Annotated in this window: 28 protein-coding genes and 1 other annotated feature; of the genes, 7 read left to right on the forward strand and 21 right to left on the reverse strand. The window is 38.6% G+C overall.

Features of this window, described 5'->3' with window-relative positions:
• The 13 genes from pepF to ybeY form a co-directional block, all read right to left on the reverse strand.
• Window positions 1-1,803: an oligoendopeptidase F gene (pepF, locus tag ACLNCS_RS00485; protein WP_424846666.1), complete on the reverse strand. Its 1,803-nt coding sequence runs from the start codon at window positions 1,801-1,803 to the stop codon at window positions 1-3.
• Window positions 1,804-1,821: 18 nt separating this feature from the next.
• Window positions 1,822-2,778, reverse strand: a complete 957-nt coding sequence (locus tag ACLNCS_RS00490) for a competence protein CoiA (protein ID WP_004252658.1) — start codon at window positions 2,776-2,778, stop codon at window positions 1,822-1,824.
• A 103-nt stretch (window positions 2,779-2,881) separates the two neighbouring features.
• The gene (locus tag ACLNCS_RS00495) at window positions 2,882-4,009 is read right to left on the reverse strand and encodes a hypothetical protein (RefSeq protein WP_424846668.1); all 1,128 of its coding nucleotides are present in this window, start codon (window positions 4,007-4,009) and stop codon (window positions 2,882-2,884) included.
• Window positions 4,010-4,198: 189 nt separating this feature from the next.
• Window positions 4,199-5,059, reverse strand: coding sequence for an SAM-dependent methyltransferase TehB (gene tehB / locus ACLNCS_RS00500; RefSeq protein WP_414257144.1), 861 nt, complete (start codon window positions 5,057-5,059; stop codon window positions 4,199-4,201).
• 14 nt (window positions 5,060-5,073) lie between these two features.
• The gene (smpB, locus tag ACLNCS_RS00505) at window positions 5,074-5,541 is read right to left on the reverse strand and encodes an SsrA-binding protein SmpB (RefSeq protein WP_001051741.1); all 468 of its coding nucleotides are present in this window, start codon (window positions 5,539-5,541) and stop codon (window positions 5,074-5,076) included.
• Window positions 5,504-7,846, reverse strand: coding sequence for a ribonuclease R (rnr, locus tag ACLNCS_RS00510; RefSeq protein WP_424846671.1), 2,343 nt, complete (start codon window positions 7,844-7,846; stop codon window positions 5,504-5,506). Before rnr ends, smpB begins: the two co-directional genes overlap by 38 nt.
• Before the next feature lie 98 nt (window positions 7,847-7,944).
• Window positions 7,945-8,178: a preprotein translocase subunit SecG gene (secG, locus tag ACLNCS_RS00515; RefSeq protein ID WP_000282517.1), complete on the reverse strand. Its 234-nt coding sequence runs from the start codon at window positions 8,176-8,178 to the stop codon at window positions 7,945-7,947.
• Window positions 8,179-8,217: 39 nt separating this feature from the next.
• Window positions 8,218-8,367 (reverse strand): 50S ribosomal protein L33, encoded by a 150-nt coding sequence (rpmG, locus tag ACLNCS_RS00520; RefSeq protein WP_007519517.1) that lies wholly within the window; start codon window positions 8,365-8,367, stop codon window positions 8,218-8,220.
• A gap of 83 nt (window positions 8,368-8,450) precedes the next feature.
• Window positions 8,451-9,044, reverse strand: a complete 594-nt coding sequence (gene coaE, locus ACLNCS_RS00525; protein ID WP_254804288.1) for a dephospho-CoA kinase — start codon at window positions 9,042-9,044, stop codon at window positions 8,451-8,453.
• Window positions 9,044-9,868, reverse strand: coding sequence for a DNA-formamidopyrimidine glycosylase (gene mutM, locus ACLNCS_RS00530; protein WP_254804289.1), 825 nt, complete (start codon window positions 9,866-9,868; stop codon window positions 9,044-9,046). The genes coaE and mutM overlap by 1 nt, the downstream gene beginning before the upstream one ends.
• Before the next feature lie 48 nt (window positions 9,869-9,916).
• A complete protein-coding gene (gene era, locus ACLNCS_RS00535; protein ID WP_414257152.1) occupies window positions 9,917-10,816 on the reverse strand; it encodes a GTPase Era in 900 nt (299 codons plus the stop codon).
• A 17-nt stretch (window positions 10,817-10,833) separates the two neighbouring features.
• Window positions 10,834-11,229: a diacylglycerol kinase family protein gene (locus ACLNCS_RS00540; protein WP_004252647.1), complete on the reverse strand. Its 396-nt coding sequence runs from the start codon at window positions 11,227-11,229 to the stop codon at window positions 10,834-10,836.
• The gene (gene ybeY, locus ACLNCS_RS00545) at window positions 11,210-11,707 is read right to left on the reverse strand and encodes an rRNA maturation RNase YbeY (RefSeq protein ID WP_070678133.1); all 498 of its coding nucleotides are present in this window, start codon (window positions 11,705-11,707) and stop codon (window positions 11,210-11,212) included. Before ybeY ends, ACLNCS_RS00540 begins: the two co-directional genes overlap by 20 nt.
• A 104-nt stretch (window positions 11,708-11,811) precedes the next feature.
• Between ybeY and ACLNCS_RS00550 the strand changes: the two genes are divergently transcribed.
• Complete coding sequence (locus ACLNCS_RS00550; protein ID WP_424846676.1) at window positions 11,812-13,464, forward strand: Rqc2 family fibronectin-binding protein; 1,653 nt, start codon at window positions 11,812-11,814, stop codon at window positions 13,462-13,464.
• Window positions 13,465-13,526: 62 nt separating this feature from the next.
• Window positions 13,527-14,387 carry a YitT family protein gene (locus ACLNCS_RS00555; RefSeq protein WP_074324730.1) on the forward strand — a complete coding sequence of 287 codons (861 nt, stop codon included), beginning with the start codon at window positions 13,527-13,529 and terminating at the stop codon, window positions 14,385-14,387.
• Window positions 14,388-14,445: 58 nt separating this feature from the next.
• Here ACLNCS_RS00555 and nox read toward each other — a convergent pair whose 3' ends face one another.
• Window positions 14,446-15,825, reverse strand: a complete 1,380-nt coding sequence (gene nox, locus ACLNCS_RS00560) for a H2O-forming NADH oxidase (protein WP_424846678.1) — start codon at window positions 15,823-15,825, stop codon at window positions 14,446-14,448.
• 318 nt (window positions 15,826-16,143) lie between these two features.
• Between nox and ACLNCS_RS00565 the strand changes: the two genes are divergently transcribed.
• From ACLNCS_RS00565 to ACLNCS_RS00575, 3 genes are read left to right on the forward strand one after another with little or no spacing between them, the layout of a single operon-like run.
• A complete protein-coding gene (locus tag ACLNCS_RS00565; RefSeq protein ID WP_424846680.1) occupies window positions 16,144-17,106 on the forward strand; it encodes an FAD:protein FMN transferase in 963 nt (320 codons plus the stop codon).
• A complete protein-coding gene (locus tag ACLNCS_RS00570; RefSeq protein ID WP_004252640.1) occupies window positions 17,099-17,704 on the forward strand; it encodes an NADPH-dependent FMN reductase in 606 nt (201 codons plus the stop codon). Before ACLNCS_RS00565 ends, ACLNCS_RS00570 begins: the two co-directional genes overlap by 8 nt.
• A 17-nt stretch (window positions 17,705-17,721) precedes the next feature.
• Complete coding sequence (locus ACLNCS_RS00575; protein WP_074324732.1) at window positions 17,722-18,969, forward strand: NAD(P)H-dependent oxidoreductase; 1,248 nt, start codon at window positions 17,722-17,724, stop codon at window positions 18,967-18,969.
• 83 nt (window positions 18,970-19,052) lie between these two features.
• Here the strand turns inward: ACLNCS_RS00575 and ACLNCS_RS00580 are convergent, their stop codons facing one another.
• From ACLNCS_RS00580 to rplJ, 6 genes are all read right to left on the reverse strand, one after another.
• Entirely contained in the window at window positions 19,053-19,310 is a 258-nt protein-coding gene (locus ACLNCS_RS00580; RefSeq protein ID WP_070678121.1) for a DUF896 family protein, read from the reverse strand.
• A 29-nt stretch (window positions 19,311-19,339) separates the two neighbouring features.
• The gene (gene glyS, locus ACLNCS_RS00585) at window positions 19,340-21,376 is read right to left on the reverse strand and encodes a glycine--tRNA ligase subunit beta (RefSeq protein WP_424846683.1); all 2,037 of its coding nucleotides are present in this window, start codon (window positions 21,374-21,376) and stop codon (window positions 19,340-19,342) included.
• Between the two features lie 212 nt (window positions 21,377-21,588).
• Window positions 21,589-22,506: a glycine--tRNA ligase subunit alpha gene (gene glyQ / locus ACLNCS_RS00590; RefSeq protein ID WP_000038760.1), complete on the reverse strand. Its 918-nt coding sequence runs from the start codon at window positions 22,504-22,506 to the stop codon at window positions 21,589-21,591.
• Between the two features lie 35 nt (window positions 22,507-22,541).
• Window positions 22,542-22,913, reverse strand: coding sequence for a GFA family protein (locus ACLNCS_RS00595; RefSeq protein WP_000912014.1), 372 nt, complete (start codon window positions 22,911-22,913; stop codon window positions 22,542-22,544).
• A 406-nt stretch (window positions 22,914-23,319) separates the two neighbouring features.
• Complete coding sequence (gene rplL, locus ACLNCS_RS00600; protein WP_424846686.1) at window positions 23,320-23,688, reverse strand: 50S ribosomal protein L7/L12; 369 nt, start codon at window positions 23,686-23,688, stop codon at window positions 23,320-23,322.
• A 76-nt stretch (window positions 23,689-23,764) separates the two neighbouring features.
• Window positions 23,765-24,265 (reverse strand): 50S ribosomal protein L10, encoded by a 501-nt coding sequence (gene rplJ, locus ACLNCS_RS00605; protein WP_006152070.1) that lies wholly within the window; start codon window positions 24,263-24,265, stop codon window positions 23,765-23,767.
• Between the two features lie 37 nt (window positions 24,266-24,302).
• Window positions 24,303-24,438 (reverse strand) — a sequence feature (ribosomal protein L10 leader region).
• Window positions 24,439-25,072: 634 nt separating this feature from the next.
• On the opposite strand from rplJ, the gene ACLNCS_RS00610 reads away from it, so the two are divergent.
• Window positions 25,073-25,600 carry an ECF transporter S component gene (locus tag ACLNCS_RS00610; protein WP_414312465.1) on the forward strand — a complete coding sequence of 176 codons (528 nt, stop codon included), beginning with the start codon at window positions 25,073-25,075 and terminating at the stop codon, window positions 25,598-25,600.
• A gap of 10 nt (window positions 25,601-25,610) precedes the next feature.
• Window positions 25,611-26,126, forward strand: coding sequence for a transcription repressor NadR (locus tag ACLNCS_RS00615; protein WP_414261687.1), 516 nt, complete (start codon window positions 25,611-25,613; stop codon window positions 26,124-26,126).
• Here the strand turns inward: ACLNCS_RS00615 and ACLNCS_RS00620 are convergent.
• Window positions 26,123-26,590, reverse strand: coding sequence for an 8-oxo-dGTP diphosphatase (locus ACLNCS_RS00620; RefSeq protein ID WP_424846689.1), 468 nt, complete (start codon window positions 26,588-26,590; stop codon window positions 26,123-26,125). The two genes, ACLNCS_RS00615 and ACLNCS_RS00620, sit on opposite strands and share 4 nt — an antisense overlap.
• Window positions 26,591-26,606 lie beyond the last annotated feature (16 nt).

Raw genomic sequence — 26,606 nt, forward strand, 5'->3', positions numbered from 1 at the left:
TTATGCTAATCCTAATTTCTCAACAAGGGCTTCGAACTCATCCAAACGGCGTTCAAAGACTGCAAAGGCATCATTAAGATAGTCTTCTTTTTCCATATCAACACCAGCTTTTCGCATGATATTTAGAGGATAGTCTGACTTCCCAGCCTTGAGGTAATCAATATAACGGTCACGATCATCTTGACTACCGTGAACAATCTTTTCAGCCAAGGCCGAAGCTGCTGCAAAGCCTGTTGAATATTGATATACATAGTAATTATAGTAGAAATGAGGAATACGAGCCCACTCGTACTGAATTTGAGGATTGTCTTCCTTGCTCAAACCATAATATTCTTGGTTCAAGTCAGCATAGAGATTGTTTAAGAACTCGCTTGTCAAGACTTCACCATTTTGATCAGCTTGGTGAATAGCATGTTCAAATTCAGCAAATTGAGTTTGGCGGAAGACTGTTCCACGGAAACCATCCAAGAAGTTGTTTAGAATAGCGAAGCGTGTTGCGTCATCTTGAACTTCTTGCAATAATTTTTCAGTTAAGATATTTTCATTGGTTGTTGATGCAATTTCTGCCAAGAAGATTGAATAATCTCCGTATACATAAGGTTGTGTTTCACGCGTATAGCTAGAATGCATACTGTGCCCTGTCTCATGTACAAGTGTAAAGAGATTGTCTAGGTTATCTTGCCAGTTAAGAAGCATGAAGGCATTAGTATCGTAGGAACCACCTGAATATGCACCTGAACGTTTGCCTTGATTTTCATACACATCAATCCAACGTTCGCTAAATGCGCGTTTAACGCGACTCAAGTAATCATCGCCAAGAACAGCTAAAGCTTCCTCTGCCTTCTTCAAAGCATCCTCATAAGTAAAGCTGTATTCTACTGAAGACAATGGTGTATAGACATCGTACATTTTAAGGTCTGGAATACCCAAGATTTTTGAACGAAGTTCGAGATAACGATGCAAGAGTGGCAAGTGTTTGCGAACAGCAGATACTAAGTTGTCATAGACACTTTCTGGAACAAAGTTCGCTGCAAGAGCAGCTTCACGCGCACTCTTGTAGTTCCGAACTTTTGCACGGTAGTTTTGTACTTTTACATTTGTCTGCAAGGTTTTAGCGTAAGTGTGCTGGTATTGCTCATAGGTAGAGTATAGTGCTTCATATGCACCACGACGAACTTCACGGTTCTTAGATTCTACTAAGCGCATATAGACACCGTGTGACAACTGCACTTCATTTCCATCTTCATCTTTAACAAATGGAAAGACGATATCTGCATTATCTAAGATAGCGAAAGTTTCACTAGCAGCACCAAAGATTTCACCAGCACCTGCTAACAACTCTTCTTCACGTTGTGAAAGGACATGTTCCTTATTTTGCAAGAGTTTATCAAAGAAGTGTTTATAAGGCTGGAGTTTTGGCTCTTCTGCTAAAAAGTTTTGATACTGCTCTTCTGTTATTGCCATAAATTCTGGCTCATAGAAAGAGAACACCTGGTCGAGTTGACTGTATAGAGTCATTGCCTTTGCATAGTATTCTTGATATTTAGCAACTCGTGTATCCTGGTCGTTTTTCATATGAGCATAGACATAGAGTTTTTCAAGACGACGGCTCAAATCCAAATAACGCTCTGTAATGTTAAGAAGGCTTTCTGCGCTATCCAAAAGATGCCCTTCAAGTCTAGCTGCTTCTTTTGTATCCTCGGTTAATAGGGCTAATTCTTCTTCCCATTTTTTGTCTGTTTCAAAGATCGTTGATAGATCCCATGTATCTTTTTCATTGATTTCATTTCGTTGTAATACCATAAATTTCCTCCATCCTTTCTATTTTACCATATTTTTCGAGAAATACTGCTGATAAAAGGCAGGTGGATAGAGCTTTTGTTGCTGATTTTGTGGATTCAGTTCATAATAAGCCTGAAAGTTGCGGTAATAATCATATAGATTTTGACTTATCTGACAAAAATGACCATGTTCTATCGGCCTTACTTGGGGATACCAGTCCTGAGTCTTCAAATTTAATAGGTTATCTCCTCTCAAGTAAGCTTGGGCTTGTTGCTTCATCCAATAGGAATTTTGATAATAGAGTTGTTTTTGAATGTAATGACAAATATTCTTGTCCTGTTCGACCGAAAAAGCAGTTAGCTCTTGCTGTTGATAAGGACTACGTAAAATTTCTAGAAGATTTCCTTTGCCATAAGAAAATTCCTTGAGCTGATAATGGAGTTTCCCTTTTAAATCTTGGTGAAGGAGGTACTTGAGCCTCAAAACTTGTCTTTTATGGTCTAACTCCCAAAGATAAAATCCCATATTATGACTAAAATAAAGAAAATTTCTTTGAAGTTTAGTTAGTCGCTCTTTTAGCCAGAGCTTTTCTCCCAGTAGCCAAAGAACTTGAATTCCCAGACTTCGATAACCATTACTTCTCTCCCGTAAAAGTTCACAAGAAATAGGACTACACTGAACTTCCAGTGCTAATTGCTTATTGATAAAGATATCTGCGATTTGCTTAAGTTCAGGAATCGGATATTCCATTTCTACTTCAGCATCTTTCTTAGCCCAATTTAAAAGTGCCACCTTATTCTCCAAATGTTCTGGTCCTTCATTCTCATGATAAAAATCACAACTTTTTAAACTTTCATGCGCAAAATGAGTTCTTACATTTTTTCCTTTTTTCAAGCGAACACTCGTTCCGCAAGCTGGACAATAATAAGCTTGTTTCTTTACTTCATTCTCTAACGCGTTTATTAAATGACCTTTTTTATCTCTAGCTAAAAACATAAACTCTCCTTTTCTAATTCATTCGAAAAGAAAAAGCAGAAAAAGGCTGACCAACTCAACCTTTTTCACATTTAATTCTAAGCTATTTCAGATGTCTTCGAATTTATTTCCGTAACATGGGAATAAGATTCTGTATTTGATCCTGCTTTATCACCATTACACCATATTCCTGACAACGATGACTATAAACAGGATTGATTTTTCCTGAGCAAACAATCATCTTCAAACAATTATCACCCGCAAAATGATTGGCATAAACTTCAAGTTCATTAATAGCTTCAACTGCTAGATCAGTCATTTTACAAGAAATGAAAACTACAGAGTGACCTTTACGAAGAATGACATCAATCTCATTTTGAACATTGTCAGCCTCAGGGAAAATCCCATTCCAGTCAATTTCAGTACCAATCATACATTCATCAAAATACTCTGATTCGAGGGCTAGTAAATAGATATACAATTCTAAAATATGCCCTTTAGTTCGACATAACAGATGTGCTTCTGGTGTTGGGAAGGTATAAGTAACAGTATCTGTTGTTTCCTCTTCTACTTTCAGTAAATTAGCTTTTGTGAACAAAGGAATCAAGCTACTGGGGTAAGAATAATTTTTTCCATTACTCTCCAAAACTTTTGCTGTTTCAGCGTGAAAATCATTTGTTTTTGCCAGTGCAAAGAATTGTGTAATCTGATACCATTTTTCAGGATTTTCGATAGCATATTTGGCCAATTTTTTAATAGCTAGCACTTGCTTTTTAGAATGCTGAGGCCTTCTTGATTTAAGGACTTTTCCACCACGTAAAGCTATCAATTGTTCAATGGATAAACTAGGAATCTCTAACTGTTTATCACAAATCTTACCCCTTTCCCAGGCATACTGCTTTCCTTGTTCAACATCCATAGCAATAATGGGAATACCTTTCTCCAAACCATACTGATATAGAACTATTGCTAATAGATTATCTCCGCCAAAAACATCGATGGTCACCGTCTCAAAATCATTGATAAATACGTCTAATTCCTGGCAGGTTTTTTCTAGGTTACATTGTCGAAAATGTACTTGTTTTAAGTGTGGAACTTGTGCCATTAGAAAATGCTTCAAGGATAGCTTATCTTCCTCAGCAATTTTTCTAGTAGAAAGGTATAAAATCTCATCACAATCACTGACAAAAGCTTGGTAGACATTTTTCTCAATGGTATGACGATCGTATAGTTCAATTAAAAGACTAGTCATCTTAAGACCTCCTAGACAAAAAAGTCTGAAAGAATAGTGGTCGATCAGAATCGTTTTAAAACTATCACAATTCTGATTAATTTCATCGACTTCTCCTACTTCTAGTATAGCATAAATTGAGATTTCCCTTTCTTATTAGGGTAACAAATAAGGAATAGAAAACGACTGCTCTCTATCCCTTTTATTCATTTATTTTACTTTTTTAGCCAACATGGTCGCAAAGCGTAGTTGGATACGATTTCCGTTTTCATCACGACGGTGGAGATGGCCAGAATTTTCATTGTACTTGACTAACTCCCAATCCTTGTAGTAGTCTGCCAACTCACCCTCTTTGAAGGTAAATGGGAAATGAACAGAACATGGATAATCTTCTGTATCCATAGCACACACTATCAAATTGTAACCTCCAATTGAGGTTTGTTCCTGCATGTTTTGAATAATAGCTGGAATGCGATCTGCTTGTAAAAACATAAGAACAACCGTTGATACGATAAAATCATAAGTTTGTCCAATGCTAGCTGAATTGATATCGTAGATACCGACAGGCATTTCTAAATCTTCTTGCTCCACAATGCTTTGCAAGATTTCAAGAGATAGCTCATTTTGATCTACAGCTGTGACATCAAATCCATGTTGAGCTAGAAAGAGTGCATTTCTTCCTTGACCACATCCTAGGTCTAGTGCCTTACATGGTTTTACTGTATCCATAGCTTCTAAAACTTCCGAATGGACTGGATTAGTATTGTATTTCTTGGGAAAATAATCCTCTGCTTTACAATAAAATTCCAAGTACCATTCCACATCTTCTGTGGCAGCTTCTACTCTGTGCCAAGCTTGAGGTTGTGCCATAGGATTATCAGCACCTGCTTCAAAAAAGTGCTCGGCTAAAACTTCCCCGTCTTCAGTCAACTCAATAAACTTAAGAGTCCCTTTTAATACAGTAATCTTGCCCCAGGTTCCGACCTTAGTATTGTGTTTTCTTTGAACAGCTTCTGGCATGGTGTCTTTATTCCAGACAGGCATGCGTTTGTAGGCAACTAGTTTTTCCATATTCTTCACTCTTTCTATCGGTGATTAACAGCTTTCATAACACGCGCAATATCACGATCTTGCTCGCGGCGTTTGATAGACTCACGTTTATCGTAATCGTGTTTCCCTTTTGCAAGTCCTAAAAGTAACTTGGCATAGCCATCTTTGATATAAACTTTAAGAGGAACCAGCGTCATTCCTGTTCCTTTGGTTTCTTGCTCTAATTTCTGGATTTGTTTTTTATGAAGGAGGAGTTTTCGACGACGTTCTGGCTCCTGGTTCCAGATGTTGCCCTCTTCATAAGGAGCGATATGGACATTACTCAGCCAAACTTCCCCATTTTTCACTTGGGCAAAACCATCTTTCAGATTGATGCGGGCTGCTCGAACACTCTTGATTTCTGTTCCTGTCAGGACCATTCCTGCTTCTAGCGTATCTACGATTGTATAGTCGTGGTGCGCTTTTTTATTTTGCGCGACGACTTTTCCCTCGCCCTTTGCCATGCTTGGCTCCTTTCTTTGCTACTTCCTTATAAAAAGGTTTCTTGCTTTTTTTCTTCTTGTCTTTTGGAGAATGCTTGCGCTTATCACCTAAGCGACCAGATATTCTCTTGTCTTCTTTCTTATCCGAACGACGCCCTCTATCCTTACGACCAGAGCCTTTCAGACCTTTCTCAATGACATCAAATTCACTTGGAATAAAGGAGAAATCGATCTCACCAGTCATCTTATCCGCTCTTTCGACACGAATACGTATCTGTTGTCCCACTCGGAAAGTAATTCCTGATTTCTCCCCGCGGAGGGTCAAATCACGTTCATTAAAATGGTAAAATTCAGGCAGATTGGTAATGTGAATCAAGCCTTCGACTGTATTTGGCAATTCAACAAAAAGACCAAATTTAACGATACTTGAAACAACTGCATCATACTCTTCACCAACATACTCTTCCATGTACTCAGCTTTTTTCATAGCTTCGACTTCACGCTCTGCCTCGATGGCACGGCGCTCACGGTTTGAAGACTGGGTCGCAATCTCTGGAATGACCTGTTCAAAATGATCTGCTACATCCTTAGAACGTCCATAGTCACGAATCATCCGGTGAACAAGAAGGTCAGGATAACGACGAATTGGGCTGGTAAAGTGAGTGTAGTAGTCTGCAGCTAATCCATAGTGACCGTGATTATGCTCAGAATAACGAGCCTGCTGCATGGAACGCAGAAGCATCATGGATAATACATCCGCATATGGCTCACCTTCAACAGCACGCATGATGTCTTGAAGTGCTTCTTGACTAATCTCACTGGCAGTTCCATAGATACGTAATCCAAAACTTGAAGCGTAATCAATAAATTTCTGAACTTTTTCAGCTTTAGGTTCCTCATGGATACGATAGATAAAAGGTAGGTCCAGCTTGCTAAAGTGCTCGGCAACTGTTTCGTTTGCAATCAGCATAAAGGACTCAATCATACGTTCAGCAACACCACGATGACGAAGAACAATATCAACTGGCTTGCCTTTTTTATCGACTAAAATCTTAGCTTCATTGGTATCAAAATTTAAAGCACCACGCTTGATTCGCATACTTTCCAAAGTCTCATGGAGCTTAGCCATAAGTTCGATACTAGGAACAATTTTCTTATAGTCTTGTCTCTTCTCCTCGTCACCAGCTAAAATATCATTGACATCACTATAAGTCATACGAAAACTTGTCTTGATAACAGTCTGTGTAATCGTATAATTACGAACACGACCATTTTTATCAATCTCCATAATAGCAGACTGAGTCAAGCGGTCCACTTGAGGGTTAAGAGAACAGATTCCGTTTGAGAGGCGCTCTGGTAGCATTGGAACTACACGGTCTGTCACGTAGACAGAGGTCGCGCGATTGAGAGCTTCCTTGTCAAGAGCAGAACCCTCTGTCACATAGTAGGAGACATCGGCAATGTGAACACCTAGTTCGATATTTCCATTTTTCAATGGTTTGATATGAACAGCGTCATCCAAATCTTTTGCATCTGCTCCATCAATGGTAAAGGTAATTTCATCTCTTAAGTCCAGACGACCTTCCAGATCCTTCTCTGATGGTGCATCCGGAACACTCTCCGCTTCTTTAAGAACAGCTTCTGGAAACTCGGACACAATGTCCATTGATTCCAAGACCTCGAGGACATCAATCCCTGCATCTGTAGAATGTCCAACCACATCTAGGACACTAGCGACAAAGAAATCGTGTTTCTTACTTGGGTACTTATCGATAAAGACCTTGAGAACTTCTGTACCTTCTAATTGAATAGCTGGCTTTTTAACGTAGATTGGTTGACTAATCTTTTGATTTTTTGAACGGATATAACCTGCATACTTGGGTTTTTCCTCATCAAGAACGATTTGACCAACTACCGTCGTCAAACTGTGTTCTAAAATATCAATTATCTTAGCTTCAGCTGCTGTTCCTTTTTGACGATCTGCAACCTTTTTGATCACAATCTCAACAGTATCGCCATCAATGGCATAGTTAACATCATTTTTTCCTACAAAAAGATCGTCTTCCTCGCCTTCAAGACTAACAAAGCCGAAGCCATTTTTATGGGCATGGAAGACCCCTTTTAGGGTAATCTCATGTTTTTTCTTCTGGTCTAAGGTTAGACTACCATCATCTTCAAAGCGAATCTGATGCTTACGTTCCATCAAGGAAAGGGTTTTGATTAACTCACGAAAATCCTTGGATCCATCCTTTCCTAGAGCTTGAGCCAAGTCATTAACTGTGACTCGTCCCTTCTCTTGTAAATATTCTTTTATTTTATCTTTCATGTTTTCTTTCTAGATTTATAATAATTTCTTTTTGGTGTAAAACCTTATTTCTTTTTAAAATAAAAATAGGCAAAGACCTGGTCCCGCCCATTATTTTCTTATCTACTTGATAATACCGTCAATGCTAAGGCAATGGCTAGCCAGAAAAAGACTAAGATTCCTGTCAAACGTTGCATTACGGCTTCAAAACCACGCGCTTTGCTACGTTCAAACAAATCACCTGAGCTGGCATCAAATACATTGCTAGATTGATTTTTAGTTGGTTGCATAAAAATTGCAATCACAATCACAACAGATAATACTAATAAAATGGTTAATAATAGGTTATACATATCAAACTCCTTAAAATCCCTATTATTCTACCATAATTTCTACTTAGATTCAAGATGTAGAGTCACTTTTCTTTCTTTAGGACAATACTTTAAGACTTCAATCTTATCTGGATGTGTTTTGGAGTTCTTACTGGTTAGATAATTCATGCTGCCACAAGAGGAGCATTTTAGATTAATTTTTACACGCACTAGATTTTTTGTATTTGATACTATTTCAATCTAAGATGATTTGAACAAACAATACCAAAATTCTCCTTCCTAACAATGTTAATTTATAGACACATTTCTTCAAGCAACTGAACTACTTGAGCTATCAACTGTTCCTGATTTCCATTATTGTCTAGACTGTGACTAGCCAGACTAATTTTTCTTTCTAAAGGCCATTGAGAGTTTAAACGGGATTCAGCTGCTTCTTTTGAAAGTTGGTCTCGTTTCATTAATCGCTCCAATTGAACATCACGATTTACATAGACTAACCAAGTTTCGTCAAACCATGAAGCATAGTTCTGCTCAAAAAGTAGGGGGATATCCATGAAAAAGAGAGCTTCTGTCTGAGCAAACTGATTTCGTAATGCAGCTAACTCCTCACGAATAATCTCACCTTGAGTTCTCTTAGACCATTCTTGCTCTTCAGGATTTGAAAAAATAAGGCTAGCAAGTAAGGGACGATTCAGTTCACCATTTTCAAGAAGGACCTTCTCCCCAAAATGCTCCACTAAAACCTGATAGAGTCGTCCACCAGGTTTTTGTAGTTGGTGGACGACTGCATCCGCATCTACAACTTGAAACCCTTTTTGTCTTAAAAATTCTGTGACAGTGGACTTACCTGACGCAATACCACCAGTAATTCCGATTATTTTTCCCATCACTTCCTCCTTTGACACTTAGGACAAAAGTGGGTTCCACGACCACCTAATTGAATTTTTTCGATGATGGTTTCACAACGCGAACAAGCTTGACCTGCCTTGTCATATACTTGATGGAATTCCTGCATGGTGCCATCTTCTCCAAATGCATTGGTATAGGTGCGAATGGTTGAACCACCCTTTTCAACCGCCTGACCTAAAACATTGATCGTTTCATCATGGACTTTTCTAGCCTCTTGTGCTGTTAAACTATTAGAGGTTCTAGAAGGATGGACTTTCGCTCTCCAAAGAACTTCATCAACATAGATATTTCCCAACCCTGCAACCAAAGTCTGGTCGAGAAGATGCGATTTGATTGGTTTTTTAGATTTTTTCAAGGCAAGTTTAAAACTCCCTAAATCAAAATCCTGCTCAGTCGGTTCCGGACCAAGTTTTTTTGAAATAAAGTAAGAATCCAAGAGTTCGGGTGCTAACAGTTCCAAGGTACCAAATTTACGGACATCCTCATAGACTAAAGTCCCTCCATCCTCAAAATGAATCAAAACATGGGCGTGTTTACGTTCTGGAACTTGGTCTGGGTAATAAAAATACTTGCCTTCCATTCTCAAATGTGAGATAAGGACTTTATCAGATAAATAGAAAAGTAGATACTTGCCACGACGTCCAATTGATTGAATGACTTGACCAGGCATTTCCTTCTGAAATTCAGGCAAATCAGTTTTAATCATCTTGGGGTAACGAATGTCAATGTATGAAATCTTCTTCCCCAGAATTAATTTTTCCAGACCACGTCGGACAGTCTCAACTTCTGGTAATTCAGGCATAGCTCCTCCTTTTCTAAAAACAAGAAGCAGGCTACTGCCCACCTCTTCTTAATATTCTTTTTCGTTGTAACCAAAATCAGCAAGATCTAATTTCTTATCGCGCCAATTTTTCTTGACTTTGACCCATGTTTCTAGGAAGACCTTGTCCCCTAGCATGAGTTCGATATCTTTACGAGCCATGGTACCAATTTTCTTGAGCATAGCACCACCTTTACCAATGATAATCCCTTTTTGGCTATCACGCTCAACCATAATAGTTGCTCGGATATGAACTTTATCGGTTTCCTCATCTCGTTTCATAGAATCAACCACTACTGCAACTGAGTGTGGAATTTCCTCACGCGTTAAGTATAAAACTTTTTCACGAATCATCTCTGATACTAGGAAACGCTCTGGGTGATCTGTAATTTGATCAGCTGGAAAATATTGGAAACCTTCTTCTAAGTTTTCGCTCAAAATATCAATCAAATGGGAAACATTATTTCCTTGAAGGGCTGAAATCGGTACAATTTCCTTAAAGTCCATCTGATTACGGAAATCATCGATTTGAGCCAAAAGTTGGTCTGGGTGCACCTTGTCAATCTTGTTTACCACGAGAATGACTGGTACTTTAGCAGCCTTGAGGCGTTCGATGATCATATCGTCGCCCTTCCCGCGTGGTTCATCTGCTGGAACCATGAAGAGAACTGTATCGACTTCACGAAGAGTGCTATAGGCAGACTCAACCATGAAGTCTCCAAGGGCAGTCTTAGGCTTATGAATCCCTGGGGTATCGATAAAGACGATTTGTTCCTTATCCGTGGTGTAGATTCCCATAATCTTGTTGCGCGTTGTCTGCGCCTTATCACTCATGATGGCAATCTTTTGCCCCATGACATGATTCAAAAAAGTTGACTTCCCAACATTGGGACGTCCTAAAATGGCTACAAAGCCTGATTTAAATGTCATAGTTACCTCTATAATGTTTAAAATAGCAAATCCCAAATCCTAGGGATGAAAATAATAAGTCCAGTCACTGCAGCAAATAAAGACACTACAAGAACTGCACCTGCAGCCATGTCTTTAGCCTTCTTTGCAAGCATATCGAAGTGATAATGGCTAGCCAAATCCACTACATTCTCTATAGCAGAATTCAAAATCTCAAAAGCGATTACTAAAAAAATGCTTAATAGGAGAAAGAGCCATTCAATTCTGGAAACTTGAAAAACAATGCCTGCAAGTAGAACTAAGAGAGAAGTCACTGCATGCTTTCTCATATTACGCTCTTCTTTTATAGCAGTAAAAATACCTGTCAGGGCAAAATCTAAACTTGAGAGCAAGTCGCGATTCTTCCATTTTCGTTTATTGTCTTGTGAGTCCATAGGCTGTTAAAATTTCTTCTTGTAAACCGAACATCTCCGCTTCTTCTTCCGGAGTGTAGTGATCATAACCGTTTATGTGTAAAAAACCGTGCACAGCTAAAAAGCCCATTTCACGTTCGAAACTATGACCGTACTCTTCAGCTTGCTCATGCGCTTTATCAATTGAAATGAATAACTCGCCGATATAAGAATCAAATTCTGACATCATTTCTGCTAAGTCAGGATCTTCTGCCAAATCTTCTTCATCAAAGGTAATCTCTAATTCAGGCTTATATTCAAGGCTGATAACGTCTGTTGGACGGTCAGTATCACGAAACTCTAGATTGAGTTCATGACTGCGTTCATTGGTCACAAAAGTGACTGCCATCTCCTTGCCTTCTTTTCCAATTTTTTTAGCAGCAAATTCTAAAATTTCTTGGGTTTGCTTTAAAATTTCTTTAGAAACCTGACCAGTTTCATCTACCATTTCAATATACATGCGTTTCTCGATTCTCTTTACTTGGCTTTATTATACCATATTTCTATGATTTTATTCTACCTTTTTGATATAATACTATAGAATACATTCATAAGGAGAGAACCATGTCATTTGATGGATTTTTTTTACACTACATGGTTGAGGAATTGCGAGCTGAACTACTAAACGGTCGCATTCAAAAAATTAATCAACCCTTTGATCAAGAATTGGTCTTACAAATCCGTAGCAATCGCCAAAGTCATCGTCTGCTCCTTTCTGCTCATCCTGTTTTTGGACGCATCCAGTTGACAGAAACGACCTTTGAAAACCCTGCTCAACCTTCTACCTTTATCATGGTTTTAAGGAAATATTTACAGGGTGCTGTTATCGAGTCTATCGAGCAGATTGAAAACGATCGAATCGTTGAAATCACTGTTTCTAACAAGAATGAGATTGGAGACGATATTCAAGCCACCCTCATCATTGAGATTATGGGTAAACATAGTAATATCCTCCTCGTAGATAAGTCTAGCAACAAAGTTCTTGAGGTGATCAAGCACATTGGTTTCTCTCAAAATAGTTACCGTACACTCCTACCTGGTGCAACTTACATAGCCCCACCAAGTACAGAGGCCCTAAATCCTTTTACCATTAAGGATGAAAAACTTTTTGAAATCCTACAAACACAGGAATTGACAGCTAAAAACCTTCAAAGCCTCTTTCAAGGTTTAGGCCGTGATACAGCAATTGAATTAGAGAATTTATTAACTGATGATAGGCTTTCCAATTTTCGTGGCTTTTTTAAGCAAGAAACCAACCCATGCTTAACTGATAAGTCTTTTTCTTGTGTCCCTTTTTCAACTAAAATCGAAGGACATTTTTCAAGCTTATCTCAACTTCTTGATGTTTTTTACAAAGATAAGGCAGAACGTGATCGCGTCAAACAACAGGCTAGTGAACTCATTCGTCGTGTTGAAAATGAACTACAAAAAAATCGTCAAAAGCTTAAGAAGCAAGAAAAAGAACTTCAGGCTACTGAAAACGCTGAGGAATTTCGACAAAAAGGTGAATTACTAACGACTTTTCTTCATCAAGTTCCAAATGACCAAGACCAAGTCGTCTTAGATAACTACTACACCAATCAGCCAATTACAATCGCACTTGATAAGGCTTTAACACCAAATCAAAATGCTCAAAAATACTTCAAACGTTATCAGAAGTTAAAAGAGGCTGTTAAATATCTGACTGAATTAATCGAAGAAACAAAGGCTACTATTCTCTATCTGGAAAGCGTCGAAACAGTCCTCAACCAAGCTGGGCTAGATGAAATTGCTGAAATTCGTGAAGAATTAATTCAAACAGGCTTTATTAGAAGACGCCAACGCGAAAAAATTCAAAAGCGTAAAAAGCCAGAGAAATATCTGGCTAGCGATGGGAAAACCATTATTCTCGTTGGACGAAACAATCTTCAAAATGAGGAATTAACCTTTAAGATTGCACGCAAAGAGGAACTTTGGTTCCATGCTAAGGATATCCCAGGAAGCCACGTGGTCATCTCAGGAAACCTGAATCCTTCTGACGAAGTCAAGACGGATGCTGCAGAACTCGCAGCCTACTATTCGAAAGGACGTCTTTCTAATCTCGTTCAAGTGGATATGATTGAGGTTAAAAAACTCAATAAACCGACTGGTGGAAAACCTGGTTTTGTTACCTATACCGGGCAAAAAACTCTTCGTGTTACACCTGATTCCGAGAAAATTGAATCCATGAAGTTGTAATATCAGTCTTATTTTAAAAATATTATTACTTCACTTTTACACAAAAATAGGAGGGGAGCTCAATGCTACGGCATATTAAACCAACTATAACTATTATATTCGGAGCTGCTATCTTCGCCTTCGGACTTACTTATTTTGTTGTTCCACATCACTTGTTCGAAGGTGGAGCAACAGGGATAACCTTGATTACCTACTATCTCTTTAATATCCCTATTTCGCTGATGAATATCTTGATTAATATCCCTCTCTTCCTACTAGCTTGGAAAATATTTGGACTAAGATCACTGTATTCCAGTCTACTTGGAACCATTGCCGTCTCCGTCTGGTTAGCTATCTTTGAGAAGATTCCTCTTCAGTTTAACCTTGAAGGAGATCTCGTTGTGGTTGCTTTAGTAGCTGGTGTCCTCCTAGGTGTTGGGCTTGGTGTTATTTTCAATGCGGGTGGAACAACTGGTGGAACCGATATTGTCGCTCGTATCCTTAATAAATACACCAATATCTCTGTTGGAAAATTGCTTTTTGGACTTGATTTTCTGATTCTAATGTTGATTTTAATCATCTTCCAAGACCTACGTCTTGTAACCTATACTCTCTTATTTGACTTCATCGTTTCAAGAGTTATTGACTTAATCGGTGAGGGTGGATATGCTGGAAAAGGATTTATGATTATCACTCAAAAACCGATGGAATTAGCTGATAAAATTAATGAAGAACTCGGTCGTGGTGTTACCTTTATCTCAGGACAAGGCTACTATAGCCAAAAGGACTTAAAGATTATTTACTGTATTGTCGCAAGAAATGAAATCGTGAAGATGAAAGAAATGATTCATACAGTTGATCCGATGGCCTTTATCACTATCACGGAAGCTCACGAAATCCTTGGAGAAGGGTTTACTTTCCCAGCAAGAGACGAGGTTTCTTAACCTTAAAATAAAAAAGTAACTTCAATAGTTGAAGTTACTTTTTTTGTCATATCATCAATTATTTTTCTGCTGTAAGTGCAGCCATTGTGATGTAGTTGTATGGTTTATTGAAGTGTGGCAAGAAGAATAGGTCTGTCAATGCTAATTTATCAATTGTAACGTGTTCTTGAATTGCAAGTGAGAACATGTGAATTCCCATGCTAATTGCTGAATCACGAGATACCATTTGAGCACCAAGGATTTCACGGCTGTCTTTATCAAAGACGATCTTGATAGCTACTTCATAGTTGTCATGCTTCATAAATTCTGGTTTTTGAAGGTCGTTAAATCCAGTTTCAGTTGCATTGTAACCTGCAGCTTTTGCTTTTTCAAGTGTCAAACCAGTTGAAACCATGTGAAGACCATAGATTGAGATACCGTTTGATCCTTGAACACCGATTCCTTCAAGCTCATGTCCACAAGCGTTGTAAGCACCAACGATACCAGTACGAACAGCGTTTGAAGCAAGAGCGATGTAGCTAGTGTCTTTACGAGCGTTATCATAAACAGTCGCACAGTCACCAACAGCATATACACCTGGGATAGATGTTTCTTGTTTCTTGTCAACAAGGAAAGCACCGTTACGGAAGAGTTCGATCTTACCATCAGCAAGTGCAGTGTTTGGACGGAAACCAACTGCAAGAACAACCATATCCACATCAAATGTTTCTTTATCAGTGATCAAGCGTTCAACTTTTTCTTCACCTTCGATAGCTTTAACAGTTTGACCAAGTGCCAAACGGATGTTGTGGTCTTCCAAGTTTTTAGCCATCATTTGTGTGAAGTCTTTGTCATAGTATCCGTTCAATACAGTGTCAACGATATCAACAAGTACAACTTCTTTTCCAAGACGTTCGAAAGCTTCAGCAAGCTCAACACCGATGTAACCACCACCTACAACAGCGATACGCTCAAGGTGTTTGCTCTTGTCAGCAAGTTTGTTGATAACTTCTTCTGCGTTTTGGTACAATTTAACGAATTGTACGTTTTCAAGAGTTGCTTTGAACTCACGGTTACCTTTAACGATTTCAACGCCTTCGATTGGTGGCAAGATTGGAGTTGAACCAGTCGCAAAGATCAATTTATCATAAGACTCTTTGTGTTCTTGACCTTCAACTTCTGCTGTCACAACTTTATTGTCATAGTCGATTGAAAGAACAGGTGAGTTCATGTAAACTTTAGCACCTTTTGCTTCCAATTTTTCTTTATCAGAGTAGAACAATCCTTCAGCGCCGTCGATTTGTTCACCAATCCAAAGAGCCATTCCACATCCAAGGAATGAAATGTTTGAGTTTTGGTCAAATACAACGATTTCGTTTTCGTTTCCAAAGTTGTCCAACATAGTGTTGATACATGCAGTTCCAGCGTGGTTAGCACCCACGACTACGATTTTACTCATAAGATAAATCCTACCTTTATTTTTTTATTTACCTTTCAAGTATACCATTATCTGTGAACGTTTTCAAGACTTTTGACCAGTTTGATGTTATTTAAGAAAGTTTTTGAAAGATATATCAATTTGTTTTCAAAGACTTCTTATTGATTTGGAGCTGTTTTTAATTTTTTAAGCATATTTCTTGACTTTTTGTAAAAAATGATTTGTGAAAACGCTGACTTTATGATATTCTATTTATATGGAAATAGATTATAAATTTTAAATTTCATATTAATTCAAGATTTGTAACTATTTCCCAGTGATTCGAAGGGAGTTGATTCTTTGTCTCTTAGTTCATCATCTGAGCGATTAATGGGAACTACGATTACTATTTCCTTAGTACATGAACAAGCCGATAATCTTCTCCGTCAAGCTTTTGATTTGCTCAAGGAACTTGAATTCCGCTTCAATGCTAACAGTACTGAATCTGAATTAATGGAAATTAACTATCAGGCAGGTATTGCCCCAGTTAAAGTCCACCCTGATTTGTTTGAGCTGATTTCATTAGGTCTAGAACACAGTCTAGCTCCTAAAAGTCATCTCAATATTAGTATAGGGCCTTTGGTTCAAACCTGGCGTATCGGTTTTTCCGATGCAAAGGTTGCAAGCCCTGAAGAAATTGCTTCGGTCTTACCACTAATAGACCCTCATTTTATTAAACTCGATTCAGTCAATTCTACAGTTTTCCTAGAAAAAAAGGGAATGAAAATTGACTTAGGGTGTTTAGCAAAGGGGTACAGTGCAGATAAGGTTGCAGCTTTCTTAAAAGAAAACGGCGTCACTTCTGCTCTTATCAATCTTGGAGGAAACATCCTCACAATTGGGAACAACCAAGCAAAAGATGGACGTCCGTGGCAAATTGGCATTCAAGATCCAAGTAATCCACGCGGTAATCACCTGATGACCTTATCCATTACTGGAAAATCAGTGGTTACATCTGGGATTTATGAACGGCATCTTGAAATCAATGGCAAGGATTATCACCACATTTTCGATAGTGAAACAGGCTATCCTATTGAAACGGATTTAGCTAGTTTAACCATTATATCTGACCACTCTGTTGACGGCGAGATATGGACCACACGGTTATTTGGCGAACGCAGTGCCTCTATTATGTGGCAAGTCGAAAATATCGATGGTATCGAAGCCATCCTCATTGACAAAGATGGACGCTTAGCTTGTTCATCTGGTATCCAACGAAAAATAATTAATAATGCAAAAAGAGAAAGGAAAGCCCATGCTTAAACTTATTGCTATTGTAGGAACTAACTCAAAACGTTCCACAAACCGCCAACTGCTTCAATATATGCAGAAACACTTTGCTGATAAAGCAGAAATCGAATTGGTAGAAATTAAAGATCTGCCTGTATTTAACAAACCAGCTGACAAACAAATCCCAGCTGAAGCTACGGAAATCGCTGCTAAAATCGAAGCTGCTGATGGAGTTATTATCGGTACGCCCGAATACGACCACTCAATCCCAGCTGTTCTTATGAGCGCTCTTGCTTGGATTTCATATGGTGTATTCCCACTTTTGAACAAACCTGTCATGATTACAGGTGCTTCATATGGTACACTCGGTTCATCACGTGCTCAATTGCAACTTCGTCAAATTCTTAATGCTCCTGAAATCAAAGCAAATGTTCTCCCAGATGAATTCTTGCTTTCACATTCTCTTCAAGCATTTGATCAAAATGGTGACTTGGTAGATCTTGATGTCATCAAGAAATTGGATGCCATCTTTGATGACTTCCGTATCTTTGTTAAAGTTACCGAGAAATTGCGTAACGCACAAGAACTTCTTCGCAAAGATGCTGAAGATTTTGATTGGGAAAATTTGTAAGATAGGAGATCGAAAGAATGAAATTTGTTGGACTTGTTGGATCAAACTACGATCAATCATATAACCGCAAACTCTTGGAGTTCATCCGCCGTCAGTTTAAATTTAAATTTGAACTAGAAGTTTTGGAAATCGATGAAGTTCCAATGTTTAACCAAGACGAAAAATGGGACGAGATCTTCCAGTTGCGCCTTCTTTACAACAAAATCACTCGAGCTGATGGTGTGATTATTGCTACTCCAGAGCACAACCACACTATTTCTGCTTCACTTAAGTCAGTCCTTGAATGGCTTTCATACGAAGTTCATCCATTTGAAAACAAACCTGTTATGATTGTGGGTGCTTCATACTACGATCAAGGAACTTCACGTGCTCAAGTTCACCTTCGTAAAATTCTTGATGCACCAGGAGTAAATGCCTACACATTACCAGGTAATGAGTTCCTTCTTGGAAAAGCCAAAGAAGCTTTTGATGCAAAAGGAAATATTATTAACGAAGGAACTGTTAAATTCCTTGAAACTTGCTTAGATAACTTTGTCAAATACGTAGGAGTCGTTTCTAATTTGAAAAAACCAAAACCAATTGAACCAGAAGACTTGGATTGTGGAAAACCAATTGCCACAACTATTACAGAAGTTGACCCTGATGATCCAGAATGGGTAGAAAAAGTTGCAGAAATCACAGGAGCTGTTTCAGGTGATACATACGTTAAACTTGACCATGGTATCCTTACAGTTAACCAAATCGATATGTTCTTGAAAGCTATGCCTTTTGAATTGACATATGCTGATGACAACAACCAATTCCTATACTACAACAACGCTCACCAAGATCCAGAAACAATGTTTGCGAAACGTGTACCACCTCAATCTGGTAGCCGTATGTCAACAGTTCACGGATCACTTCCACCTGCACGTATGAAAAACGTTGAGTGGGTTATTGGTACGCTTCGCAATGGCAACCAAGAATACGTACGTACAATTGTTCCTGGTTCACCTGCAGGTGTTATCAATACTCACAACTACCAAGCTATGTACTATCCTGATGGATCATATGCTGGTATCAATGAAATTGTCTTTAACTTCCAACCATGGCTTGACTGGTACTTGAAAGAAACTGGTCAACGTTTGGTAGGCGGTAGCGGACCTTTTGCTCCTGCTGCTGGAGGTCACGGAGATGCCGATGCTACTTCTGGTGCATCTGACGCTGGAGGACATGGTGATGGTGGCCACGGAGCTGCTGATGCTACTTCTGGTGCAAGTAACTAATAACTAACAAAAAGGAACCCAAAATGGTTCCTTTTTTATAATAGAAATCTCGGTTCGCACATACAAACCGAGAATTTTTTTATTTATGAATTCGGATCATCAAGACTACGGCCGTGTAAACCTTTTTCGCGTTGTACTTGACGAAGTTTTTCAGGAGTCACATCATTACCATCTTCATCGACGATTTTGATTCCTTCAACGTGATGACGTACTGAACGACGATAGCCTTCGATATATTCTTCACGAAGTTTAGCTTGTTCTACTTTTTCTTCCGCAGTCAAGCCTTCTGTTTTTTTCTTTTTAGCAAGTTCATTAATACGAGCGATTTTTTCTGGTGTCATATTTGGACCTCCAATCTACTTTTCAATTACTATTTTGTATTAAGAAGGTTAAAAGCAGCCACTGTTTTTGCTTTATTGACAAGTTCAGCTAGAATAGCCAAACGATTATTCTTAACATCAATATCCTCTGCCATAACCATAGTATTGTCAAAGAATGCATCAATAACTGGACTAAGAGCAAATAGTTGTGTTAATTTATCGCTTGCTGAACCTTTCAATTCTAGGTTTTCTACCGCTTGAGCTAGTTCTTTTTCTTGTTCATTTTCAAAGAGACTTGCATCAACTTTAACTGAACCTTCTGCCTTTTCTGCTAGGTTAAAGGCACGAGATAATGATTCAACTGATGATTTGTAGTTTTCAGTTTTTGCTGCTTCAGTTAAGGCTTCTGCTGCTTCAATCATATCTGCAACAACAAAGTTTGAACTTGCAAGAACAGCTTCCTTAATATCTTTTGCAGTAGAACCCATCATCTTATCAACACGAGCTTTGATGAAGTTAAGCACTTCTTCTTGATTATCGTAAGTTAGGCTATCAAATGATAAAGCATAAAGGCTAGAAATCAATTCGTCCATTGGAATATTCCATCCAAAGTCTTCCAAGATACGGACAATCCCTTGTGTTGCACGACGAAGGGCATAAGGGTCGTTTGAACCAGATGGAATCAAGCCAACAGAGAAGAAAGATAAGAGAGTATCTAATTTATCAGCTAGTGCAAGTATTGCTCCAACTTTAGATTCAGGAAGAGCTCCGTCTGCTGAGTCTGGAAGGTAGTGTTCTCGAATAGCTTGCGCCACTGCAGCATTTTCACCTGCAAGAAGCGCATACTTTTCACCCATGATCCCTTGAAGCTCATCAAATTCACCAACCATACCGGTTAAAAGGTCAAATTTATAAATGGCTGCAGCACGAGCAAGATCAATAGATTCATCAACTGATAGACCAGCTTTTTCTGCTAGCAGGATAGCAATTTGCCCTGTACGAATCATGTGTTCACGAAGTGAACCAATCTTTTCATGGAAGGTTACGTGTGAAAGTTTAGCAACTAAATCTTCAATCTTGAGTTTTTGGTCTTCACGCCAGAAGAATTCTCCATCTTCCAAGCGGGCAACCAAAACTTTCTCATTTCCTCGAATGACATTTTCCAAGTGTTCAGCATTTCCGTTACGAACTGAAATGAAGTTTGGTTTTAGATTTCCTTCAAGATCACGGACAACAAAATAACGTTGATGAGTTTCCATTGAAGTAACCAAAACTTCTTCTGGAACTTCTAGGTATTTAGGATCAAAATTCCCCATAAAAGCGGTTGGATATTCGACCAAGTTTAAGACTTCGTTTAAAAGTCCTTCGTCAATCTGTACTTGAACGCCTTGTTCTGCTTCAATTTCCTTAATTTGTTCACGAATCATATTTTCACGTTCAATACTATCAGCAATGACATAGACTTTTCGTAAGTCCTCTTCATAACTATCAGCATGACGGATTTCAACTTCATGTCCAAGGAAGCGATGTCCTCGACTCACTCTGCCTGAATGAATATCTAAGAAATCTAGTTCAAGAGCTTCATCATCCAAAAGCACTGTCAAAGTGTGGACTGGACGGATATATTCAAAAGTATTGTTTGCCCAACGCATGCTAACAGGGAAACTTAAGCTAGCCAAGACTTCTGGAATTCCATTCAGAACTTCTTCCGCTGGTTTTCCAGCTTCATGCTTAGTTACATAGACATATTCTTCACCTTTAATTTCACGGAATTCAATATCATCAACAGTCAAGCCTTTTCCACGGACAAATCCTTGGGCAGCTTTAGAGAAGTTTCCCTCTGCATCCAAAGCAATTTTCTTAGAAGGTCCTTTAAAATCTTCAGTCAAATCTGTTTGTTGGTCTGCTAAACCAAGTACACGAACAGCTAAACGACGTGGAGTTGAGAAGGTTTGAATCCCTTCATATGAAAGGCGGTTGTCATCCAAGAAGGCTGCCATTTTTTCACCGAGTTGTTTTTCACTTGGTGTGACAACGTAGGCTGGTAACTCTTCGAGTCCTAGTTCTACTAATAAGTTTTTTGTCATGTTTTTTCCTTTACACAATTAATGTTCTTCAACAAGACCTTTAGTAGTGGGGGACGCAAGCAAACCTTCGGTTTCATTGCTAACTGTCAAGCCTTAAGTCTCGTCAGTTCCCCAGTCGGATAAGAAACTTCTTATCCGACTTTCACTACAGCGGTCTTGTTTTATTTAGCGACCTACGGTCGACTTTCAGTCATTTATTCCTGTAATTCTGTCTATTCTTCCTCTTCTGCTAGGAGTTTCGCGCGTGTGGCTTCGTCAAGAAGTGGGTAGCCAAGTTTCTTACGTTCTGCGACGAAGGTTTTAGCTACGACACGGGCCAAGTTACGGATGCGGGCAATGTAACCGGCACGTTCTGTAACGGATACCGCTCCACGAGCATCAAGCAAGTTGAAGGTATGTGAACATTTCAAAACGTAGTCATAGGCTGGGTGCACAAGGCCTAATTCCAAAGCACGTCCAGCTTCTTTTTCAAATTTTTCAAAGTTTTCAAGAAGCATGTCTTGGTCAGAAACTTCAAAGCTGTATTTTGAATGCTCATATTCTGGTTGAAGGAAGATTTCTCCGTATTTAACACCTGGAGCCCACTCAATATCGTAAACTGAGTCTACTTCTTGGATATAAGAAGCTAAGCGTTCCAATCCGTAGGTAACCTCAGCAGTAACAGGTCCTGTTGCTAAACCACCGACTTGTTGGAAGTATGTAAACTGAGTGATTTCCATACCATCAAGCCACACTTCCCATCCAAGACCAGCTGAACCAGTTGATGGGTTTTCCCAGTTGTCTTCAACGAAACGAATATCGTGTTCCAATGGGTTGATGCCCAATTTTTCCAAAGACTCAAGGTAGAGCTCTTGGATATTTGATGGAGATGGCTTCATAACCACTTGGAATTGGTGGTGTTGGTAGAGACGATTTGGGTTTTCTCCGTAACGACCGTCAGCAGGACGACGTGATGGCTCTACATAAGCCGCATTCCATGGCTCAGGACCAATGGCACGAAGGAAAGTATAAGGACTCATGGTTCCCGCACCTTTTTCGTTATCATAAGCCTGCATAAGCATACAACCCTGATCATTCCAGTATTGTTGCAAAGTTAGGATGATTTCCTGGAAAGTCAATTTTTTAGACATTGTTTTCTCCTTTAATTTATATTATCTTCTTATATTTATTTATCAAGCAACCAAGAAAAGGCTGGGTCCTGAAAAATATGACGTTTAGGAACAGTTTGTAAATTCTGATTGCATTCATCTATTGTACCTAATTTCAAAGCACAGACTTCTGGTATATTTTCTTGAACAGTGAAAATTTGACTATGACAGTTCTGGCAGTAATAACGCTGTTTTCCTGGAGAAGAACTATACGTAACAAGCTTTTCTTTTCCATGCAATACTAGATTTTTACTACTAACTTTGGCATTAACTGTATAGGCAGACGCAGTTGCTTTCCGACAGAATGAACAGTGGCAAAAAACTAATTCAGATAATTCCTCATCCAGAGTGTAAGTCACTGCTTTACATAAACAAGATCCTTTAAGCATTGTACTCCTTTCTACTTAGGCATTAGACGAATTCAAAAAGAACCGAATTTCAACACCCAAGCCTTGCGACTAGGGGCGTCAGAAACGCGGTTCCACCCTAATTTATTACTTCATTATTTTTTATTAAAATACCAAAAGCGCCACACTTATCTCTTAACCACCTGACTCCCACTGCCACAGGCTCGCTTAGGATCTACCGATAAGATATTCTTTCTTGCGTCTATTATAACAAAATGCAATTAAAAAGTAAAATTATTTTCATAAGGAATCTCCAATAATTCACCTAAAATAGAAATACTAATCTAACGTCATTCCCTTTCTTGCCTTTTTTGAACAAAAAGAAAAACCGCTACTCCTAAGAATAGCGGTTTAATCATGTTTTTAAGCTACAAATGTAGTCGCTCTATTATTTAAGAGTAACTGAAGCTCCAGCTTCTTCCAATTTAGCTTTGATTTCTTCAGCTTCTGCAGTTGGAACGCCTTCTTTGATGACACCTGGTGCACCATCAACAAGTTCTTTAGCTTCTTTAAGTCCAAGACCAGTGATTTCACGTACAACTTTGATAACGCCAACTTTTTTGTCACCAGCAGCTGTCAATTCAACGTCAAATGAATCTTTAGCAGCACCAGCGTCAGCAACACCAGCTGCAGCAACAGCTACAGGAGCAGCTGCAGTTACACCAAATTCTTCTTCGATAGCTTTTACAAGGTCGTTCAATTCAAGGATTGAAGCTTCTTTAATTTCAGCAATAATGTTTTCAATGTTCAATGCCATTGTTATTTCCTCCAAATAAGTTTAAAATTTAATTTTGTTATTTTTTTGTAGCTAGGCTACGCTGCGTAGCTTATGATTAAGCTGCGTCTTCTTTGTTGTCTGCAACCGCTTTGACTGCAAGAGCAACGTTGCGCACTGGCGCTTGAAGTACAGAAAGGAGCATAGAAAGAAGTCCTTCGCGACTTGGAAGAGTTGCAAGAGCAACGATTTCTTCTTTTGATGCGACAGCGCCTTCGATTGCACCACCTTTGATTTCAAGTGCTTCAGCGTTTTTAGAAAAGTCGTTCAAGATTTTCGCTGGTGCGATAACATCTTCGTTAGAAAATGCTACTGCAGATGGTCCAACAAAAACAGATGCAAGATCTTCAAGACCAGCTTTTTCAGCTGCACGACGTAAGATTGAGTTTTTAATAACTTTATACTCAACTTCGCTTCCACGAAGCTCACGACGAAGAACTGTATCTTGTTCAACTGTCAAACCACGAGCGTCTACAACGACGATTGATGCAGCAGCTTTCATTTTCTCAGCTACTACGTCAACTAGTTCCGCTTTCTTAGCAATAATTGCTTCACTCATTAGTGTGTTCACCTCCGTAATTATTTTGCTTGGGAATTTTTCCAAAAGAAAAACGCGCCCAAACCTAGACACGAAAGTACAATACGCTTCTTTTTACATGATACGTTTTGTCCTCGGTAGGATATTTATGAGTCTTGCTCCCCTACTGTCTTAGGCAGTTTTTTCAAACCGTTTATAAGTATATCACAAGAATTCTATCAAAGCAAGTATTTTTTTAAAAAAATTTGAGTTTTTCCTCAATTCTACTGCCACTTAGAGAAGAATATTTAAATATTTTCTCAGTAAATGGAAAAGATTGGTACCAAGGTATTATAGATTAAGAGCGCATGAAAGATCAACATTAATACATGAAATATGAATGGAGTATTTTCCGTGGTTTGAATGTCCTGATTAGATTTTTGACTGTCTAAGAAAAAAGTTAATGACAAGAAAAGTAGGATTATGCCATAAATAATACTAATGTGATAAAGAATGAGCCCTATGATACTGAAATAGAGGAAAACGAAAATGGGAATCGAGAAAACAATCAGAGCTAAGGAACCAAATGCGATACTTATTATCGAAATCATTAAGAAACTATAGGCTGTAAATGTAGTAAATTTTGATACTTGGAATCCTGTTTTTTTCTGCTTGGATAAATAATGAATGATAAAAATCGGATAAAGAATATCTATCATCTCAATCCCCCAATTTCTAAGAAACTATACTATAGTTTAACTATTTTTTCCTCAAAAATCAATTTCTCTCTTGACGAGAAACATTATTTAGTGTACTATACAACTGTATATACACAAAAAAGGAGTTATTATGAATATACAAAAGAAAACCCAATTCATGACTTTAACCGCATTGCTAACCGCTATCGCTATTTTGATTCCCTTAGTGATGCCCTTCAAGGTTGTTATTCCACCCGCTTCTTACACTCTAGGAAGTCACGTTGCAATCTTTATTGCTATGTTCCTTTCTCCTTGGATGGCAATCTTTGTCATTATAGCTTCTAGCCTAGGATTTCTCATGGCTGGTTATCCGATCGTTATTGTACTTCGAGCTTTCTCCCATATCTTTTTCGGTACTTTGGGCGCCTTCTATCTACAAAAACATCCTCAAACCTTAGATAATCCAAAATCTTCATTGATTTTTAACTTTGTACTTGGTTTAGTACACGCTATCGCCGAAGTCTTTGCTTGTATTATCTTCTATGCTAGTACAGGAACAGACCTAAAAAATATGTTCTACGTTCTCTTTGTATTGGTTGGTTTTGGAACTATTGTTCATAGTATGATAGACTATTACTTAGCATTAGCTGTTTATAAAGCACTAAAAAAACGCCATTAAGAAAGAGACTATGACAAAAAATAGAAAAGAAACCCTTTTACAACTCTTAAAAGAAGCTCAAAAACCTCTAAACGGACAAAGCTTAGCAGAACATTTTCATGTCACTCGCCAGATTATTGTTCAGGATATAGCTGTGCTTCGTGCAGATGGTGCTCCTATCCTATCAACCAATCGTGGGTATATCTATAAAGAAAACAAAGCCAATTCTTTTGTTCATAAACTCTTTAAGGTCAAACATAAAGAGGAAGATATGGAGCAAGAATTACTTGCTATCGTTGATAACGGAGGACGGGTTCAAAATATCCTTATTGACCATCCTGTCTACGGGGAAATCGAAACCCTCCTCAAACTAAGTTGTAGACGCGATGTGGAGCACTTTTTAAACCAAGTTAAGACGTCTGATTTTCGCCCCCTATCTGAATTAACAGATGGCGTCCATTATCACCTAGTCGAAGCTGAAAACGAACAAGACCTCCTCTATATTGAGAAGGCCTTGGACAAGTTAGGGTATTTGGTAAAGGATTAAAAAGTTCTTTTTTCCCATCCGTCTTCTGTACGGTGACGGTAGAAAAATTCAGACTTGTCTGGAGCTTCCATCATTTCCATCAAAGGTAACATATCATAAGCCAGATCCAAATTTGGAATCTGGTCTTTTTGTACCCAGGACACTTCTCCTTCTTCAGATGATTGTAGAGTACCAGTAAACTCAGTCGCCTTGTAACAAAAGACAATATAACGCTCACCTGTATCTAAGGGCCAATTTTTAATGCCGACAAGTTGAGGGTTTTGAATCGTCAGACCTGTTTCCTCGTATATTTCGCGAATAACTGACTCTGCAAAAGCCTCTCCGTCTTCGACATGTCCTCCTGGAAAGGCATAGCCAGACCAGCGATTGCTTTCGGGTGAACGATACTGCATGACCACGCGTTGCTTTTCAAGATCTTCAATCATACAAATATTGGTAAGAATGGTTAATTGTGCTCGAGACATAGGATTCACTTTCTAA

The sequence above is a fragment of the Streptococcus sp. CL9.43 genome, from assembly GCF_049737935.1.
Taxonomy (GTDB): domain Bacteria; phylum Bacillota; class Bacilli; order Lactobacillales; family Streptococcaceae; genus Streptococcus; species Streptococcus infantis_I.

Bases quoted from the DNA above. Each gene is read 5' to 3' on its own strand.
- pepF (WP_424846666.1), bottom strand. From the start codon at position 1,803: ATGGTATTACAACGAAATGAAATCAATGAAAAAGATACATGGGATCTA.
- ACLNCS_RS00490 (WP_004252658.1), bottom strand. From the start codon at position 2,778: ATGTTTTTAGCTAGAGATAAAAAAGGTCATTTAATAAACGCGTTAGAG.
- ACLNCS_RS00495 (WP_424846668.1), bottom strand. From the start codon at position 4,009: ATGACTAGTCTTTTAATTGAACTATACGATCGTCATACCATTGAGAAA.
- tehB (WP_414257144.1), bottom strand. From the start codon at position 5,059: ATGGAAAAACTAGTTGCCTACAAACGCATGCCTGTCTGGAATAAAGAC.
- smpB (WP_001051741.1), bottom strand. From the start codon at position 5,541: ATGGCAAAGGGCGAGGGAAAAGTCGTCGCGCAAAATAAAAAAGCGCAC.
- rnr (WP_424846671.1), bottom strand. From the start codon at position 7,846: ATGAAAGATAAAATAAAAGAATATTTACAAGAGAAGGGACGAGTCACA.
- secG (WP_000282517.1), bottom strand. From the start codon at position 8,178: ATGTATAACCTATTATTAACCATTTTATTAGTATTATCTGTTGTGATT.
- coaE (WP_254804288.1), bottom strand. From the start codon at position 9,044: ATGGGAAAAATAATCGGAATTACTGGTGGTATTGCGTCAGGTAAGTCC.
- mutM (WP_254804289.1), bottom strand. From the start codon at position 9,868: ATGCCTGAATTACCAGAAGTTGAGACTGTCCGACGTGGTCTGGAAAAA.
- era (WP_414257152.1), bottom strand. From the start codon at position 10,816: ATGACATTTAAATCAGGCTTTGTAGCCATTTTAGGACGTCCCAATGTT.
- ACLNCS_RS00540 (WP_004252647.1), bottom strand. From the start codon at position 11,229: ATGGACTCACAAGACAATAAACGAAAATGGAAGAATCGCGACTTGCTC.
- ybeY (WP_070678133.1), bottom strand. From the start codon at position 11,707: ATGTATATTGAAATGGTAGATGAAACTGGTCAGGTTTCTAAAGAAATT.
- ACLNCS_RS00550 (WP_424846676.1), top strand. From the start codon at position 11,812: ATGTCATTTGATGGATTTTTTTTACACTACATGGTTGAGGAATTGCGA.
- ACLNCS_RS00555 (WP_074324730.1), top strand. From the start codon at position 13,527: ATGCTACGGCATATTAAACCAACTATAACTATTATATTCGGAGCTGCT.
- nox (WP_424846678.1), bottom strand. From the start codon at position 15,825: ATGAGTAAAATCGTAGTCGTGGGTGCTAACCACGCTGGAACTGCATGT.
- ACLNCS_RS00570 (WP_004252640.1), top strand. From the start codon at position 17,099: ATGCTTAAACTTATTGCTATTGTAGGAACTAACTCAAAACGTTCCACA.
- ACLNCS_RS00575 (WP_074324732.1), top strand. From the start codon at position 17,722: ATGAAATTTGTTGGACTTGTTGGATCAAACTACGATCAATCATATAAC.
- ACLNCS_RS00580 (WP_070678121.1), bottom strand. From the start codon at position 19,310: ATGACACCAGAAAAAATCGCTCGTATTAATGAACTTGCTAAAAAGAAA.
- glyS (WP_424846683.1), bottom strand. From the start codon at position 21,376: ATGACAAAAAACTTATTAGTAGAACTAGGACTCGAAGAGTTACCAGCC.
- glyQ (WP_000038760.1), bottom strand. From the start codon at position 22,506: ATGTCTAAAAAATTGACTTTCCAGGAAATCATCCTAACTTTGCAACAA.
- ACLNCS_RS00595 (WP_000912014.1), bottom strand. From the start codon at position 22,913: ATGCTTAAAGGATCTTGTTTATGTAAAGCAGTGACTTACACTCTGGAT.
- rplL (WP_424846686.1), bottom strand. From the start codon at position 23,688: ATGGCATTGAACATTGAAAACATTATTGCTGAAATTAAAGAAGCTTCA.
- rplJ (WP_006152070.1), bottom strand. From the start codon at position 24,265: ATGAGTGAAGCAATTATTGCTAAGAAAGCGGAACTAGTTGACGTAGTA.
- ACLNCS_RS00610 (WP_414312465.1), top strand. From the start codon at position 25,073: ATGAATATACAAAAGAAAACCCAATTCATGACTTTAACCGCATTGCTA.
- ACLNCS_RS00615 (WP_414261687.1), top strand. From the start codon at position 25,611: ATGACAAAAAATAGAAAAGAAACCCTTTTACAACTCTTAAAAGAAGCT.
- ACLNCS_RS00620 (WP_424846689.1), bottom strand. From the start codon at position 26,590: ATGTCTCGAGCACAATTAACCATTCTTACCAATATTTGTATGATTGAA.